This window comes from Shinella sp. 838 (assembly GCF_029623935.1).
Taxonomy (GTDB): Bacteria; Pseudomonadota; Alphaproteobacteria; order Rhizobiales; family Rhizobiaceae; genus Shinella.
Genome location: NZ_JARSBQ010000003.1, coordinates 112,968 through 127,716, shown reverse-complemented (window position 1 = coordinate 127,716; position 14,749 = coordinate 112,968). Strand labels below are relative to the sequence as shown.

Here is a 14,749-nt window from a genome sequence, read left to right as displayed (position 1 = left end):
CTCAGGCCGCCTTTTCGGCGTCCATGTCCTCGAAGACGTGCTTGGCGATCTTGATCGCCCGGTTGGCCGCCGGCACGCCGGCATAGATCGCGACATGCAGAAGCGCCTCGGCGATATCCTCGCGGCTGGCGCCGGTGTTGACGGTGGCACGCACATGCATCGCCACCTCCTCATCGTGACCGAGCGCGGCGAGCAGCGCGATCGTCACCATCGAGCGCTCGCGCATCGTCCAGCCGGGCCGCGACCAGACCGTGCCCCACGCCGCTTCGGTGATCAGCTCCTGGAAGGGCTGGTCGAAGGCGGTGGCGCCGGAGGAGGCGCGGTCGACATGACTGTCGCCGAGCACCGCGCGCCGGGTCACCATGCCCTGGCGGTAGCGGTCGGAAAAGGTATGCGCATCAGCCATGGGGCTCGTCTCCGGCAGGTAGGGTGGCGATGAAGGCGCGGATCATCTCCGTCAGCATTTCCGGCTGCTCGACGCAGGGAATGTGCCCGGCATCCTTGATGACCTCGTAGCGGGCGCCGGCAATGAGCTTTGCCATGGACAGCACCACATCCGGCGGGGTCGAGCCGTCCTGGTCTCCGACGACGCAGAGCGTCGGTACGGCAAGGCGTTCCGTCGAACGGGTGAGGTCAGCGTCGCGCAGCGCGGCGCAGGTGGCGGCATAACCGACCGCGGACTGGCGGGTGAGCATGTTGCGGTAGCCGTGATAGGCGGCGTTCTCCGGACGACGGAAGGCCGGCGTGAACCAGCGCTCCATGACGGCGTCGACGAGACCTTCGATACCCTTCGTCTCGACGCTTTCGATACGCGCATTCCACATCTCGGCCGTGCCGATCTTGTGCGCCGTGTCGCAGAGCACCAGCGCCCGGACGAGGTCCGGCCGCTTCGCCGCAAGGCCCTGCGCGATCATGCCCCCGACGGAAAGGCCGCAGATGACGGCACCCTTCACATCCAGCCGGTCGAGCAGTGCGGCGAGATCGAGGACATGGTCGTCGATCGAATAGGGTACCTGGCCGAGATCGGACAGGCCATGGCCGCGCTTGTCATAGGTAACGATGGGGAAGTCGCCGGCAAGGCGCACGACGACGTCACGCCAGATGCGGAAGTCGGTACCGAGCGAATTGGCAAAGACGATCACCGGCCGGCCCGCCGGCCCGCCGATCAGCTGGTGGTGCAAGATGACGTCGTTGACGGTTGCGAACTGCACTTCTGTCTCCTCCGGACCCTCAGATTGGCCCCTTGATCTGGTTAGGTAAAATGATATTTCATGCCGTTTCGTTAACTTGAGGGTTATGGAAACCATGGTCGACAGCCGTATCAAGTTCCGCCATCTGCAGACCTTTGTCGAGGTGGCCCGCCAGAGAAGCGTGATGAAGGCAGCGGAAATCCTGCATGTCAGCCAGCCTGCCGTGACGAAGACGATCCGTGAACTGGAGGAGGTTCTCGGCGTCGCCGTCTTCGAGCGCGAGGGGCGCGGCATCAAGATCACCCGGCATGGCGAGGTCTTCCTCAAGCATGCCGGCGCAGTGCTGGCGGCGCTCCGGCAAGGCTTCGATTCGGTCTCGCAGGCGCTTTCCGGCGATGCCCCGCCGATCCGAATCGGCGCATTGCCCACCGTCTCGACGCGCATCATGCCGAAGGCGATGGCGCTGTTTCTCGCGGAAGAGACGGGCGCGCGCTTAAAGATCGTCACGGGCGAAAACGCGGTTCTGCTGGAGCAGCTGCGCGTCGGCGACCTCGATCTCGTCGTCGGGCGCCTTGCCGCACCGGAGAAGATGACGGGCTTCTCCTTCGAGCACCTCTATTCGGAAAAGGTGGTCTTCTGCGTACGCGCCGGCCACCCGCTGCTTGCCGGCGGATCGGCCTTTGCCGGGCTCGACGCCTATCCCGTGCTGATGCCGACGCGCGCCTCGATCATCCGCCCCTTCGTCGAAAGCTTCCTGATCACCAACGGTATTGCCGGCCTTCCGAACCAGATCGAGACCGTGTCCGACGCCTTCGGCCGCGCCTTCGTGCGCGAAAGCGATGCGATCTGGATCATCTCCGAAGGGGTGGTGGCGGCGGATATCGCGGATGGTGCGCTCGCGGCCCTGCCGATCGATACGAGCGGCACGAAGGGGCCCGTCGGCCTCACCATGCGCACCGACGCCGTGCCGTCCATGCCACTGTCGATCCTCATCCAGACGATCCGCGAAGTGGCAGGCAAGGTATCGCCCGCGGCTTGAGCCCTTCGCCCCTCAGCCAGAGGGTTCGCCACAATTGGGGCGCAAAGCCGCTTCGCGCTTTTGCTGGAATTGCTCTAGGAAGGGTGCATGACAAGCGAACGTATCTCTTTCCGCACCGCGATCGTCGCGCTTCATCCCGATCTGGCAGATGCCGCCTTCCGGCTACTGCCGGGCGGTTGGCATTCGCATGCGGTGGCGGTGGACGAACGTCGCGTCTTCAAGTTCCCGCAGGGCGAGGAGGCGGAACAGGCGCTGCGCCGCGAAGCCTCCATCCTCGCGACCATCCGCCCGCATCTTGCGATGCCCGTTCCGGACCTTCACCTCCACGAGGGCGCACCGCTCTTTTCCGAACACGCAATCATCCCCGGCGACCACTTGGAAACCGCTCACTACGAGACGCTGCTGGAGCCGGCGCGAAGGGCGTTGGGTGAGACGCTCGCCCGATTCTACACGCAGCTGCATGCCCTCCCCCGCCCGTTGATGGAGGCCGCCGGCGCGCGGCCCGTCGAGCGCTGGCTGGATGCCGATGGCATCGCGGCAAGGGCCCTGCCGCTGCTGCCGGAAGACCTGCACGGCTTTGCGAGCGAAACCCTTTCCGGGTGGCGCACGCTGGCGCCGGATCCTCATGGCGAAACCTACGGGTTCTTCGATGGCCACGGCTGGAACATGGCCTTCGACCATGCCGCCGGGCGGCTCAATGGCATCTACGATTTCGCCGATTCCGGTTTCGGCCCGCTGCACCAGGATTTCATCTACACGAACTTCATCAGCCCCGACCTCACCGCGCGGGTCGCGGACAGCTATGAACAGCTGACGGGCCGGGCGCTCGATCGTGCCCGCATCCATCTCCTGACCGGCGTGCACCGGCTCTGGGAACTTGCAGCCCTCGCCGAAGCGTCGGAGCACCACGCGACGATGATCGCCTCCATCGCCGCCTGGGCGGCGCGTCAGTAAGGCAGGCCGACGTAGTTTTCCGCCAGCACCATTTCGGCCGCGCGGGAATGGGTGAGATAGTCGAGCTCGGCTTCCTGGATCTTCTGGTCGAAATCGCCGGCCCCGGGAAAACGGTGCAGCATGCTCGTCATCGACCAGGAGAAACGCACGGCCTTCCAGACCCGGGCGAGCGCCCTTGCCGAATAGGCGTCGAGGCCGGCCTCGGAGCGCTCCCGATAGTGTTCCACGAGACCGGAGAAAAGGTAGTGTACGTCGCTTGCGGCAAGGTTCAGCCCCTTGGCGCCCGTCGGCGGCACGATATGGGCGGCGTCGCCGACGAGGAACAGCCGGCCGAAGCGCATCGGCTCGGCGACGAAGGAACGCAGCGGCGCGATCGATTTCTCGAAGCTCGGTCCGGTGACCAGTGCCTCGCCATGATGGGCGGGAAGGCGGCGGCGCAGCTCGTCCCAGAAGCGCGCATCGGACCAGGCTTCGATCTTCTCGTCGAGCGCGCACTGGAGATAATACCGGCTGCGGGTGCGCGAGCGCATGGAACAGAGGGCAAAGCCGCGCGGATGGTTGGCATAGACCAGCTCGTCGCTGACCGGCGGCACTTCTGCGAGAATGCCCAGCCAGCCGAAGGGATAGACCTTTTCGAAGGTGCGGATCGCCTTCTCCGGCACGGCCTTGCGGCTGGCGCCGTGGAAACCGTCGCAGCCGGCGATGAAATCGCAGTCGATCCGGTGCGTGATACCGTCCTTCTCGTAGGTGACGTAGGGCGTGGCGCCGTCGAAGCCATGCGGCGTGACATTTACCGCCTCGTGGATCGTCAGCCGGCCGTCGGCTTCCCGCTGTTCGATGAGATCACGGGTCAGCTCCGTCTGGCCATAGACCATGACGCGCTTGCCGCCGGTGAGATCGAAGAGGTCGATGCGGTGATCGCGGCCGTCGAAGGCGAGCGAAAAACCGTCATGCGGCAAGCCTTCGGCATGCATGCGCGCGCCGACGGCGGCCTGGTCGAGCAGTGCGGTCGTGCCCTCCTCCAGCACCCCGGCCCGCACGCGATCAAGGATATGCGCGCGGCTCGACCGGTCGAGGATCACCGTCTCGATGCCGGCATTGCCGAGCAGCTGGCCGAGCAGCAGGCCCGAAGGCCCCGAACCGATGATGACGACCTGAACGCGCATAGTGTCCTCCCGAACTGGCATTTCGCAAATTGTCGGCGGGAAGGGTGGTGCCGAGCAATGGACGGATCGGCCAAAAAATTGTACAAATCGAACATCGCGAGACAGTGGCAGAACGATGAAGCGACCGGCCCCGACCTACGATCTCTACGGCGAAAGAGCCGGAAACGGTCCGGATTTCTGGCTGCACTGCGAAACGATCCCTTCGCGCAGCAGCCTGCACCGCTACGAGATCGGCCTGCATCGGCACGAGAGCTTCTTCCAGATCCTGTATATTTCCGCTGGTTCGGGCGATGCGCTGTTCGAAGACCGGCGGTTGACGCTGACCCCGCCCGCCATCGCCACGGTGCCGCCGGCGCTTGAGCACGGCTTCCGGTTTTCCCGCGATGTCGACGGCTATGTTTTCACCCTGCTCGCCTCACATCTGCGCCTTGCCGGCGAGGCGGGACGCTTCGTTTCCGAGCCGCGCGTGACACCGCTCGATCCCGGCGATGCGGACGGCGCCTTCGTGCTTTCGACGCTCGGGCGGCTTGCCGCCGAATGGACGACGCGGCGAAGCGGACGCACCGACCTGATGCAGGCCTATCTGGTCTCGGTCCTGACGCTTTCCGCGCGGCTCTGGAGCCGGGACGAAACAGCAGGCGACGCCGGTGAGACGGCACGGCGCATGGAACATCTCAACGGTCTGATCCAGCAGCATTTCCGCGGCCAGAAGCCGGCCGGCTTCTACGCCGGCGAGCTCGGCATCTCGCCGACGCATCTCAACCGCATCGTCAAGGCCGCGACGGGCCTGACGGCCCATGCCTATATCGGTCGAAAGCTGATCGACGAGGCGAAACGCGAACTCGTCTTCACCGAGGCGCCAGCGCAGGAGATCGCGCTTGGCTTCGGTTTTGCCGACCCCGCGTATTTTTCCCGCTACTTCCTGCGCCAGACGGGCGAGACACCGCGCGCCTGGCGGCTGCGGGAACGGGAGCGGCTTTCCGCTCAGTCGTCGGAATAGCGCTCCTCGGCCCAGGGGTCCCCGCGCATATGATAGCCGTTGCGCTCCCAGAACCCCGCCTGATCGCCGGGCAGGAAATCGATGCGCGTCAACCATTTGGCGCTTTTCCAGAAATAGAGATGCGGCACGACGAGGCGCATCGGCCCGCCATGTTCCGCCGAGAGCGGCTGGCCCGCCCAATGGGTGGCGAGGATAGCGTCCTCGACAGCGAAATCGGCGAGCGGCAGGTTTGTCGTATAGCCGTCATAGCTCGTCAACATGACGAAACTCGCCTCCGACCGCGGCATGACACGGTCGAGCAGATCACGGGTAGCGACACCCTCCCAGTGGTTGTCGTAGCGCGACCAGGTGGTCACGCAATGGATATCCGAAAGTCTTTGGCTCTGCGGCAGCGCCAGGAACTCCGTCCAGCTGAAGGATTGCGGGTTTTCCGCGCCACCCTTCACGTCAAGCCGCCAGCTTTCCCGGCGGATGGCCGGCTGCTGGCCGAGATCGAGCACCGGCCAGTTCTTTACGAGATGCTGGCCGGGCGGCAGGCGGTCGGTCTCGGGCCGGGAAATGCGCCCCGTGAGGAACCTGCCCTCGTCCGCCCAGCGGCGTTTCGTGCGGGTGAGCTTGCTGTCGTCGTCGCTCATGGCGGCCTCCTGCTGCGGTGCAAAAGGTGGGGCCGCGACCTTGCTTCTGTCAAGATCGGCACCCGGCAGGGCCGGAATTGCCTTTAGGCGAGCACCGGCCGCAGTGCCGCCTGCACCTCGTGCATCGCCGGCAGGTAGCGGGTCACCATCTCCTCCGCCGAGGCGAGGGCGGCCGGCGCACCGATATTGAGCGCGGCGACAACGCGGCCGCGGGCGTTTTCGAGCGGCACGGCGATGGAGCGAAGCCCGATCTCCAGCTCCTGGTCGATCAGGGCAAAACCGTTCCGCCGCACGCCGGCCAACTCCTCCATCAGCGCCTCCGGCGCCGTCTTGGTATAGGGGGTGTTCGCCTTGCGATCGGAAGCTTCCACAATCGCCCGCGCCTCCGCTTCCGGGAGAGCGGCCAGGAGAACGCGGCCCATCGAGGCGCAGTAGGCCGGCAGGCGCGAACCCGGCGTGAGGTTGATCGACATCACCCGCTTCTGTGCAGCCCGCGCCACATAGACGATTTCGACCCCGTCCAGTACCGAAGCGGACGCGCTCTGGCCGACCCTTTCCGAGAGCTGGTCGAGATAGGGCTGCACCAGCCGCGGCAGGGGTGTCGCCGAGAGATAGGCATGACCGAGGCGCAAAATCTTCGGCGTCAGTTCGAAGAACTTGCCGTCATAGGCGGCATAACCAAGTTCGGCCAGCGTCAGCAGGCAGCGCCGCGCCGTCGCCCGGTCGAGGCCCGTTTCCTTTGAAACATCCGTGATGGTGAGGCGGGGTTTTGCCTCACCGAAGGCCTCGATGACCATCAGCCCCTTGGCAAATCCGCCGATGAAATCCGTTTCCCGCACCTTTGTCTCCTCATCGGCTGGCCGGACGGCATTGTAGCATGCAGGGGTGCCGCCGCCTGCCCCTCCTGTCTCCGCCCTCTCCTTTGTCACTTCGGGTCTGGCCCGAGGATGACGTCGAGAGCGGGGTCGGCGCCGCGGCTGATCCCACCACGGCGTTCAATCCACTTTGTGCGATTATTGAACAAATGTCAAATATCGCACAAAGTGGATTGCCGGTTTACCGGTTTGGATTTACCTCTGTTGGCGACAACGGGAGATTTTGCATGGACAAGACAATTCCCAGCCTTGCGGAGGCCGTATCGGGCATCGGAGACGGCGCGGTTGTGATGATCGGCGGCTTCGGTGGCTCCGGCGCCCCGATCGAACTGATCCACGCACTCATCGACAAGGGCCCGAAGGGCCTGACAGTCATCAACAACAATGCCGGCAACGGACGCATCGGCATCGCCGCGATGATCGATGCCGGCATGGTGAAGAAGATGATCTGCTCCTTCCCCCGCTCCACCGATCCGCGCGCCTTCACCGACCGCTATCTCGCCGGCGAGATCGAGCTGGAGCTGGTGCCGCAGGGCACGCTCGCCGAGCGCATCCGGGCCGGCGGCGCCGGCATTCCCGCCTTCTACACACCGACGAGCTACGGCACGGAGCTTGCCAAGGGCAAGCCGGTCGCCGAATTCGACGGCCGCATGTATGTGCAGGAGCGCTGGCTGAAAGCGGACTTCGCGCTGATCAAGGCGCATGTCGGCGATACCAACGGCAACCTCACCTACAACAAAGCCGCCCGCAATTTCAGCCCGCTGATGTGCATGGCGGCGACAAAAACCGTCGTGCAGGTCAGCAAGCTGGTCAAGCCCGGCGGCATCGATCCGGAACAGGTCATCACGCCCGGCATCTTCGTCGACCAGCTCGTCGAGGTTTCCGACCCGAAGCAGGAAGAAGATCTCATCCGTGCAGGAGTGGCCTACGCATGACCGTCGATACACGTGAAGACATCAAGCTTTCCAACGCCCAGATCGCCTGGCGCGCCGCGCAGGACATCTTTGACGGCGCTTATGTGAACCTCGGCATCGGCTTTCCCGAAATGGTCGCCCGCTACCAGCCGGAAGGCCGCGCGGCGATCTTCCATACGGAGAACGGCATCCTCGATTTCGGCGAGGCCCCACCCGCCGGAGAAGAGGACTGGGACCTGATCAACGCCGGCAAAAAGGCCGTGACGCTGAAGCCGGGTTCGGCCTTCTTCCATCATGCCGACAGCTTCGCCATGGTGCGCGGCGGCCATCTCGACGTGGCGATCCTCGGCGCCTACCAGGTGGCCGAGAACGGCGACCTCGCCAACTGGCGTGTCGGCTCCAAGGGCGTGCCGGCGGTCGGCGGGGCAATGGACCTCGTGCATGGGGCCAAATCGGTCGTCGTCATCACCGAGCACGTCACCAAGAACGGCGAGCCGAAGCTCGTCGAGCGCTGCACCTTTCCGCTGACGGGCGTCGGCTGCATCACCCGCATCTATACCAGCCATGCCGTCATCGACGTTTCGGGCGGCCGCTTCGTGCTGCGCGAAAGGCTTGCCGGCATGACGATCGACGAACTGCAGGCGATGACCGGCGCGAAGCTGCATGTCAATGGCCCCGTCGCCGATCTCGTCGTGCCGGAACTCTAGGGAAAACCCGAAGCCGGTTTCGCCCCGGGATACTGTTTTTGACGCATTGCCCAACACCGAAGGGCGACCCGTTTCGGCCGGGAATGCTTGAGAGGAACATCATGTCTGACGCCTATATCTGCGACTATATCCGCACGCCCATCGGCCGTTTCGGCGGTTCGCTCTCCTCCGTCCGCGCTGACGATCTCGGCGCCATCCCGCTGAAAGCCCTGATGGCGAGGAATGCGGGCATCGACTGGGAAGCGGTCGACGACGTGATCTTCGGCTGCGCCAACCAGGCTGGCGAGGACAACCGCAATGTCGCGCGCATGTCCTCGCTTCTCGCCGGGCTGCCGGTCGCCGTGTCCGGCACGACGATCAACCGGCTCTGCGGCTCGGGCATGGATGCCGTCATCGCCGCCGCCCGCGCCATCAAGTCCGGCGAAGCGGACCTTGTCGTCGCCGGCGGCGTCGAGAGCATGAGCCGCGCGCCCTTCGTGATGCCCAAGGCGGAGACGGCCTTTTCCCGCCATGCGGAGATCCACGACACGACGATCGGCTGGCGCTTCGTCAATCCGCTGATGAAGAAACAGTACGGTGTCGATTCCATGCCGGAGACCGGCGAAAACGTCGCCGAGGATTTCAAAGTCTCCCGCGAGGATCAGGATGCCTTCGCCGTGCGCTCGCAGGCCAAGGCCGCCGCGGCGCAGGCGAACGGCCGGCTGGCGAAGGAGATCACGTCCGTCACCATCGCGCAGCGGAAGGGCGATCCGGTCGTGGTGGAGAAGGACGAGCACCCGCGCGCCACGACGCTTGAAGCCCTCGCCAAGCTGGGCACGCCCTTCAGGAAGGACGGCGGCACGGTGACGGCGGGCAATGCCTCCGGCGTCAACGACGGTGCCGCAGCGCTCGTCATCGCCTCGGAGGCGGCGGTCAAGAAATACGGCCTGACGCCCATCGCTCGCATTCTCGGCGGCGCCATGGCTGGCGTTCCGCCGCGCATCATGGGTATCGGCCCGGTCTATGCCACGCAGCGCCTGTGCGCCCGGCTCGGCCTGAAGCCTGCCGATTTCGACGTGATCGAACTCAACGAGGCCTTCGCCTCGCAGGGCCTTGCGACGCTGCGCGCGCTCGGCATCGCCGACGATGCGGATCACGTCAATCCGAACGGCGGCGCCATCGCACTCGGCCATCCCCTCGGCATGTCCGGCGCCCGCATCACCGGCACGGCGGCGCTCGAATTGCAGCTCACCGGCAAGAAGCGTTCGCTCTCCACCATGTGCATCGGCGTCGGGCAAGGCATCGCGGTGGCACTCGAGCGCGTCTGAGGCTTCGCCCTGCTCCTCTCCCTGCAAGCGGAGAGAGGGAATGTGCCCCACGCCGCAAACTGGCAGGAAAGCCGTTACGACATCCCCTTCTTCCCGCCCGCGGGGAGAAGGTAGCGAAAACCGGATAAGGGCTGCGCGCAAAAACGGCGCCTCGGAAGTATCGTCGCATCCCGTCGGCACAGCGCTTTGGCGCTGGCAAAGTCCGCCGCCGCCTCTCCCTCGGCAATCGAACGTTGACAGCGCCCCCGCGCTCCTGCACCCATGCGGGTCATCCTTCTCGCATCGATGACGGGTCCGCCATGTCCAAGACCACCCGCGCCACCCAGGCCCTTGCCAAAGCCGGCGTTTCCTTCACCGTCCATACCTACGAGTACGATCCGAATGCCGACCGCGTCGGCATCCAGGCAGCCGCGGCGCTGGGAGAGGATCCGGGCCGGGTGCTGAAGACGCTCATGGCGGAGGTGGACGGCAAACCGGTCTGCGTCATCGTGCCCTCGGACCAGGAGGTCAGCATGAAAAAGCTGGCGAGCGCCTTCAGCGGCAAGTCGGCCAACATGATGAAGCCGGCGGATGCCGAGCGGCTGACGGGCTTCGTCGTCGGCGGCATCAGCCCCTTCGGCCAGAAGAAGCAGGTACCGACCGCGATCGAGGAGGCGGCGCTGGTCCATGACCTGGTCTATATGAACGGCGGGCAGCGCGGCCTTCAGGTGCGCCTTGCCCCGCGCGACGTTCTGGTGGCGGTGAAGGCGATCGCCGCGCCCGTGATTGCCTGATTGCGCCTTCTCTTTCGGCGCCGGGCACACTAAGTTTCCTTCATCCGAGTAGAACAGACAGGCATGCCATGACCTATCCCGCCAATTCCGCCTCCGCCGTCGATCCGCAAAAGCTCGACAAGCTCGCAGAAGTCGCCGTGCGTGTCGGCCTTCAGCTCCAGAAGGGGCAGGATCTCGTGATGACGGCGCCCGTCGCCGCCCTGCCGCTTGCCCGGCTCATCACCAAGCACGCCTATATGGCCGGCGCCGGTCTCGTCAGCACCTTCTATGCCGACGAAGAGGCAACGCTCGCCCGCTATCACCACGCGCCGGACGAAAGCTTCGACCGGGCGAGCGACTGGCTCTATGAGGGCATGGCCAAGGCCTATGCCAACGGCGCCGCACGCCTTGCCATTGCCGGCGACAATCCGATGCTGCTCTCTGGTGAAGATCCGGGCAAGGTCGCCCGCGCCAACAAGGCGAATTCCATGGCCTACAAGCCGGCGCTGGAAAAGATCGCCAATTTCGACATCAACTGGAACATCGTCTCCTATCCGAACCCGTCCTGGGCCAAGCAGGTGTTCCCGAACGACCCGGAAGACGTGGCGGTCGAAAAGCTCGCCAATGCCATCTTCGCGGCCTCGCGCGTCGATGTCGCCGACCCCGTCGCCGCCTGGGCCGCGCACAATGCGGGCCTTGCCAGGCGCTCGGCCTGGTTGAACGGCGAGCGCTTCGCCGCGCTGCACTTCAAGGGGCCGGGCACGGACCTGACCGTGGGACTGGCGGACGGCCACGAATGGCACGGCGGCGCATCGATGGCCAAGAACGGCATCACCTGCAATCCGAACATCCCGACGGAAGAGGTCTTCACCACGCCGCATGCGCTGCGCGTCGAGGGCCATGTCTCCTCCACCAAGCCGCTCTCCCACCAGGGCACGCTGATCGACGATATCCAGGTACGCTTCGAGGGCGGCCGGATCGTCGAGGCGAAGGCGTCGAAGGGCGAGGCAGTGCTGAACAAGGTGCTGGACACCGACGAGGGCGCGCGCCGGCTCGGCGAAGTGGCCCTCGTGCCGCATTCCTCGCCGATCTCGGCGAGCGGCATCCTGTTCTACAACACGCTGTTCGACGAGAACGCCTCCTGCCACATCGCGCTCGGCCAGTGCTATTCGAAGTGCTTCCTCGACGGCGCGAGCCTGACGCCGGATCAGATCCGCGCACAGGGCGGCAATGAAAGCCTCATCCATATCGACTGGATGATCGGCTCGGACAAAGTGGACATCGACGGTATCCGCGCCGATGGCAGCCGCGCGCCCGTCATGCGCGGCGGCGAGTGGGCATGAACCATCTCGGCGTGATCGGCGGCGGCGGATGGCTGGCCGGGGCCTTGCTCCGGCCGGTGCTGACCGACCGCCTCATCAAGCCGGCCGACCTCGTGCTTTCCTCCCGCTCGGGCAACATTTCAGGCTACGAAGCCTGGCCGGGCGTGCATATGACGACGGACAACGCGATCCTCGTCGATGCCTGCGACACCATCGTCCTGTCCGTCCGAGCCGGCGATCTCGACGAGATCGATATCGACCTGCGCGGGCGGTTCGTCATCTCCGTCATGGCGGGGGTGACGGTGGAGGAGATCAGCGACCGCTTCGGCGCGCGGCGTATCGTGCGGGCGATGCCGAATGCCTGCGCCGAGCAGCGGCTGTCCTTCACGCCCTGGTGCATGACCGACGACGTGCGCAACCCGGAAGCGGATTTCGCGCGGCGCTTCTTTGCAGCCTCGGGCCGTCAGCACTTCATCACCGACGAGCACGAGCTCGACTATTTCACCGCACTGACAGGATCGGGCGCGGCCTTTCCGGCGCTGATGGCCGATGCGATGATCCGCCATGCGATCGAAGCGGGCATCGGCCCGGAGACGGCGGTCCTTGCGGTCCGCCAGCTCTTCCTCGGCGCCGCCACGCAGATGGCCAGTGTCAGCGATACGCCGGCCGATATCGTGGAACTGTTCATGGAATACCATGGCACCACGGCGGCCGGCCTTTCCGCGATGATCGACGCCGATCTCGCCCATGCGGTCTTCACCGGGTTGACGGCTGCACGCCGGCGGGCGCAGGACGGCGCGGACTGATCCCGTCGGATACCGGACGCGCAGCCTGCGCCCGCTGGCTAAGCCAGACGCTCCCGAGCACCACGAGCATTCCTGCGATCTGCAACAGGCCGAGATCCTGCCCGAGCAGCGCCCAGCCGAGCACGACGGCAACGAGCGGGCTGAGGAAACCGAGCGGCGAAATCGTCGCCGGGTCGAGCCGTGCAAGGCCGCGGAACCAGACGATGTAGGTGAGCGCTGCGCCGATCACGCCGAGATAGAGAAAACCGAGCAGGTTTTCCGTCGTCGGCACCGGCAGGGCCGGCTCGAACCAGAGCGCGACAGGCACGAGCAGCAGGCCGCCCGCGGTGAGCTGCCAGGCAGTGAAGGTAAGCGGTGGCACCGGTGGTTTCCAGTGGTGCGACAGCACGGTCCCAAAGGCCATGGCAACCGCGCCGGCAAGACCAGCGGCGACACCGACCGGGTCGAGGGCCGCCGAGGGCGTCAGCACCAGCAACGCAACCCCGCCGATACCGGCAAGACCGGCGAAGACGGCGAGTGGCCGCACCGTCGTGCCGATGACGGCGCGCGAAAGCCCGAGCACGATCAGCGGCTGGATGGCGCCGACCGTTGCCGCAACGCCGCCCGGCAGACGATAGGCCGAGACGAACAGCATCGCCCAGAAGAACGAGAAGTTCAGCGCGCCGAGCAGGAAGGTCCGCGGCCACCAGACACCCTGCGGCAGGCGCCGAACGAGGAGCAGAAGAAGGAGCCCCGCCGGCAGCGCGCGCAACATGGCGACGGTGAGCGGATAGCCGGCCGGCAGAAGCTCTGTCGTCACGACATAGGTACTGCCCCAAATGGCCGGAGCGGTTGCAGTGAGGAGGACATCGGTGGTGCGAGACATGATTATCTCCAATCAAAGAATCTTGAAATCAAGATATATCATTTTATCTTGACGTCAAGACGATGGGGCCGCTAAATCCGGCCATGGATCACGTCGACAGAATTCTTATGCAATGGAGGCAGGAGCGGCCCGACCTCGATATCGCGCCGATGGGCCTGCTCGGCCGCCTCGCGCGGCTGCGCACCCATCTTGCGCGGGAAATCGAGAAGGCGATGGCTGCGCACGGGCTGAACTCGGCAAGCTTCGACGTGCTGGCGACCCTGCGCCGCGCCGGCCCGCCCTACCGGCTTTCGCCGGGCGATCTGCTCGCCACCACCATGGTCAGCTCGGGCACGATGACCAACCGGCTCGACCAGCTTGAAAAGGCAGGCCTCATCGAACGCTCGCACAACCCGGAAGACCGGCGCAGCGTCATCATTGCGCTGACGCCGACGGGATTTGCACTGGTCGATGTGGCGGTCACGGCCCATGTGGAAAACCAGCACCGCCTGCTGGAGACGCTGAGCGCGGACGAGCGCGTGGCACTGGACGACCTTTTGCGAAAGTTCCTCGCCGCGTTCGAGTAGAGCATCTCCGCTTTTCCTCGACGCGGAACCGTTTCGCGGTTTTTCCGGATTTCTCCCGGTCAGAGACTGCCGGCGAGCCGCTCGACGCGTGCTAAATGCGCCTTGCGTTTCTCCTCGCTCGCACGGTCCATGTCGTGCAGGCTCACCATCCTGAAATCGAGGCCCTTGGCGCAGAAGGCGGCGATGCCGCGCTTCAGGAGCCGCTTCACCGGGTTGCCCATATAGAGATGCACCACCCACCAGGGTGAGCCGGTCGTGGTGAAGGCCCAGAAGAGGCGGATGTTGCCGAGCCGCGGCTGGATGCGCCCCCCGGCCGGATCGTTCTCGAAGGCGACGCCAGGGGCGAACACCCGGTCGAAGAACCCCTTCAGGATGGCCGGGAAATTGAACCACCATTGCGGAAAGACGAGCACGAGCCCTTCCGCCGCTTTCAGGCGGGAGACGAAAGGTTCGGCATCGGACGGATCATAGCCCGGTTCGAAATAGCGCGACCGCTCGGAGGGCGTCAGACGCGGATCGAAGCCCTCGCGGTAGAGGTCGAGCAGATCGACCACATGGCCGTTTGCCTCCAGCTTCCGCTGCACCGTTCCGGCGATGCCGGCGGCAAAACTCTCTTCCAGCGGATGGGCGAGCACGAGCAGGATGCGCATG

Annotated in this window: 17 protein-coding genes; 10 read left to right on the top strand and 7 right to left on the bottom strand. The window is 65.4% G+C overall.

The genetic code is table 11. The annotated features are described in order from the left end of the window. Position 1: 1 nt before the first annotated feature. Entirely contained in the window at positions 2–406 is a 405-nt protein-coding gene (gene pcaC / locus P9A16_RS12140) for a 4-carboxymuconolactone decarboxylase (protein WP_023516211.1), read from the bottom strand. Next, positions 399–1,211, bottom strand: coding sequence for a 3-oxoadipate enol-lactonase (gene pcaD, locus P9A16_RS12135; RefSeq protein WP_023516210.1), 813 nt, complete (start codon positions 1,209–1,211; stop codon positions 399–401). The genes pcaC and pcaD overlap by 8 nt, the downstream gene beginning before the upstream one ends. Positions 1,212–1,305: 94 nt before the next feature. Between pcaD and pcaQ the strand changes: the two genes are divergently transcribed. Continuing rightward, positions 1,306–2,229, top strand: a complete 924-nt coding sequence (gene pcaQ, locus P9A16_RS12130; RefSeq protein WP_023512545.1) for a pca operon transcription factor PcaQ — start codon at positions 1,306–1,308, stop codon at positions 2,227–2,229. An 87-nt stretch (positions 2,230–2,316) separates the two neighbouring features. Next, positions 2,317–3,183 carry a phosphotransferase family protein gene (locus tag P9A16_RS12125; protein ID WP_023512544.1) on the top strand — a complete coding sequence of 289 codons (867 nt, stop codon included), beginning with the start codon at positions 2,317–2,319 and terminating at the stop codon, positions 3,181–3,183. Here P9A16_RS12125 and pobA read toward each other — a convergent pair. Beyond that, a complete protein-coding gene (pobA, locus tag P9A16_RS12120; RefSeq protein WP_023512543.1) occupies positions 3,177–4,349 on the bottom strand; it encodes a 4-hydroxybenzoate 3-monooxygenase in 1,173 nt (390 codons plus the stop codon). The genes P9A16_RS12125 and pobA overlap by 7 nt on opposite strands. Positions 4,350–4,464: 115 nt before the next feature. On the opposite strand from pobA, the gene P9A16_RS12115 reads away from it, so the two are divergent. Then, the gene (locus P9A16_RS12115; RefSeq protein ID WP_023512542.1) at positions 4,465–5,349 is read left to right on the top strand and encodes a helix-turn-helix domain-containing protein; all 885 of its coding nucleotides are present in this window, start codon (positions 4,465–4,467) and stop codon (positions 5,347–5,349) included. Here P9A16_RS12115 and P9A16_RS12110 read toward each other — a convergent pair. Further along, positions 5,334–5,984 (bottom strand): sulfite oxidase-like oxidoreductase, encoded by a 651-nt coding sequence (locus P9A16_RS12110; protein ID WP_278025709.1) that lies wholly within the window; start codon positions 5,982–5,984, stop codon positions 5,334–5,336. The genes P9A16_RS12115 and P9A16_RS12110 overlap by 16 nt on opposite strands. Before the next feature lie 83 nt (positions 5,985–6,067). Then, complete coding sequence (locus P9A16_RS12105) at positions 6,068–6,823, bottom strand: IclR family transcriptional regulator (RefSeq protein WP_023512540.1); 756 nt, start codon at positions 6,821–6,823, stop codon at positions 6,068–6,070. Positions 6,824–7,086: 263 nt separating this feature from the next. On the opposite strand from P9A16_RS12105, the gene P9A16_RS12100 reads away from it, so the two are divergent. The 6 genes from P9A16_RS12100 (at position 7,087) to P9A16_RS12075 (ending at position 12,667) form a co-directional block, all read left to right on the top strand. Continuing rightward, positions 7,087–7,794, top strand: coding sequence for a 3-oxoacid CoA-transferase subunit A (locus tag P9A16_RS12100; protein WP_023512539.1), 708 nt, complete (start codon positions 7,087–7,089; stop codon positions 7,792–7,794). Then, positions 7,791–8,480: a CoA transferase subunit B gene (locus tag P9A16_RS12095; RefSeq protein WP_278025708.1), complete on the top strand. Its 690-nt coding sequence runs from the start codon at positions 7,791–7,793 to the stop codon at positions 8,478–8,480. The genes P9A16_RS12100 and P9A16_RS12095 overlap by 4 nt, the downstream gene beginning before the upstream one ends. 101 nt (positions 8,481–8,581) lie before the next feature. Beyond that, positions 8,582–9,787: a 3-oxoadipyl-CoA thiolase gene (gene pcaF / locus P9A16_RS12090; protein WP_023512537.1), complete on the top strand. Its 1,206-nt coding sequence runs from the start codon at positions 8,582–8,584 to the stop codon at positions 9,785–9,787. A 299-nt stretch (positions 9,788–10,086) separates the two neighbouring features. Beyond that, a complete protein-coding gene (gene ybaK / locus P9A16_RS12085) occupies positions 10,087–10,560 on the top strand; it encodes a Cys-tRNA(Pro) deacylase (RefSeq protein WP_023512536.1) in 474 nt (157 codons plus the stop codon). Between the two features lie 68 nt (positions 10,561–10,628). Beyond that, complete coding sequence (locus P9A16_RS12080; protein WP_023512535.1) at positions 10,629–11,882, top strand: aminopeptidase; 1,254 nt, start codon at positions 10,629–10,631, stop codon at positions 11,880–11,882. Then, on the top strand, positions 11,879–12,667 hold the full coding sequence (locus tag P9A16_RS12075; RefSeq protein ID WP_023512534.1) for a pyrroline-5-carboxylate reductase family protein: 789 nt from the start codon (positions 11,879–11,881) through the stop codon (positions 12,665–12,667). Before P9A16_RS12080 ends, P9A16_RS12075 begins: the two co-directional genes overlap by 4 nt. Here P9A16_RS12075 and P9A16_RS12070 read toward each other — a convergent pair. Further along, complete coding sequence (locus P9A16_RS12070; protein ID WP_023512533.1) at positions 12,618–13,532, bottom strand: EamA family transporter; 915 nt, start codon at positions 13,530–13,532, stop codon at positions 12,618–12,620. The genes P9A16_RS12075 and P9A16_RS12070 overlap by 50 nt on opposite strands. Positions 13,533–13,615: 83 nt before the next feature. Between P9A16_RS12070 and P9A16_RS12065 the strand changes: the two genes are divergently transcribed. Then, positions 13,616–14,098 carry a MarR family winged helix-turn-helix transcriptional regulator gene (locus P9A16_RS12065; RefSeq protein WP_037405637.1) on the top strand — a complete coding sequence of 161 codons (483 nt, stop codon included), beginning with the start codon at positions 13,616–13,618 and terminating at the stop codon, positions 14,096–14,098. Between the two features lie 59 nt (positions 14,099–14,157). Here P9A16_RS12065 and P9A16_RS12060 read toward each other — a convergent pair whose 3' ends face one another. Further along, positions 14,158–14,748, bottom strand: coding sequence for an NAD(P)H-dependent oxidoreductase (locus tag P9A16_RS12060; protein ID WP_023512531.1), 591 nt, complete (start codon positions 14,746–14,748; stop codon positions 14,158–14,160). Position 14,749 lies beyond the last annotated feature (1 nt).

What these genes read in the sequence shown, in the direction of transcription:
- pcaC (WP_023516211.1), bottom strand. Translation starts at nt 406, where the DNA reads ATGGCTGATGCGCATACCTTTTCCGACCGCTACCGCCAGGGCATGGTG.
- pcaQ (WP_023512545.1), top strand. Translation starts at nt 1,306, where the DNA reads ATGGTCGACAGCCGTATCAAGTTCCGCCATCTGCAGACCTTTGTCGAG.
- P9A16_RS12125 (WP_023512544.1), top strand. Translation starts at nt 2,317, where the DNA reads ATGACAAGCGAACGTATCTCTTTCCGCACCGCGATCGTCGCGCTTCAT.
- pobA (WP_023512543.1), bottom strand. Translation starts at nt 4,349, where the DNA reads ATGCGCGTTCAGGTCGTCATCATCGGTTCGGGGCCTTCGGGCCTGCTG.
- P9A16_RS12115 (WP_023512542.1), top strand. Translation starts at nt 4,465, where the DNA reads ATGAAGCGACCGGCCCCGACCTACGATCTCTACGGCGAAAGAGCCGGA.
- P9A16_RS12110 (WP_278025709.1), bottom strand. Translation starts at nt 5,984, where the DNA reads ATGAGCGACGACGACAGCAAGCTCACCCGCACGAAACGCCGCTGGGCG.
- P9A16_RS12100 (WP_023512539.1), top strand. Translation starts at nt 7,087, where the DNA reads ATGGACAAGACAATTCCCAGCCTTGCGGAGGCCGTATCGGGCATCGGA.
- P9A16_RS12095 (WP_278025708.1), top strand. Translation starts at nt 7,791, where the DNA reads ATGACCGTCGATACACGTGAAGACATCAAGCTTTCCAACGCCCAGATC.
- pcaF (WP_023512537.1), top strand. Translation starts at nt 8,582, where the DNA reads ATGTCTGACGCCTATATCTGCGACTATATCCGCACGCCCATCGGCCGT.
- ybaK (WP_023512536.1), top strand. Translation starts at nt 10,087, where the DNA reads ATGTCCAAGACCACCCGCGCCACCCAGGCCCTTGCCAAAGCCGGCGTT.
- P9A16_RS12080 (WP_023512535.1), top strand. Translation starts at nt 10,629, where the DNA reads ATGACCTATCCCGCCAATTCCGCCTCCGCCGTCGATCCGCAAAAGCTC.
- P9A16_RS12075 (WP_023512534.1), top strand. Translation starts at nt 11,879, where the DNA reads ATGAACCATCTCGGCGTGATCGGCGGCGGCGGATGGCTGGCCGGGGCC.
- P9A16_RS12070 (WP_023512533.1), bottom strand. Translation starts at nt 13,532, where the DNA reads ATGTCTCGCACCACCGATGTCCTCCTCACTGCAACCGCTCCGGCCATT.
- P9A16_RS12065 (WP_037405637.1), top strand. Translation starts at nt 13,616, where the DNA reads ATGGATCACGTCGACAGAATTCTTATGCAATGGAGGCAGGAGCGGCCC.
- P9A16_RS12060 (WP_023512531.1), bottom strand. Translation starts at nt 14,748, where the DNA reads ATGCGCATCCTGCTCGTGCTCGCCCATCCGCTGGAAGAGAGTTTTGCC.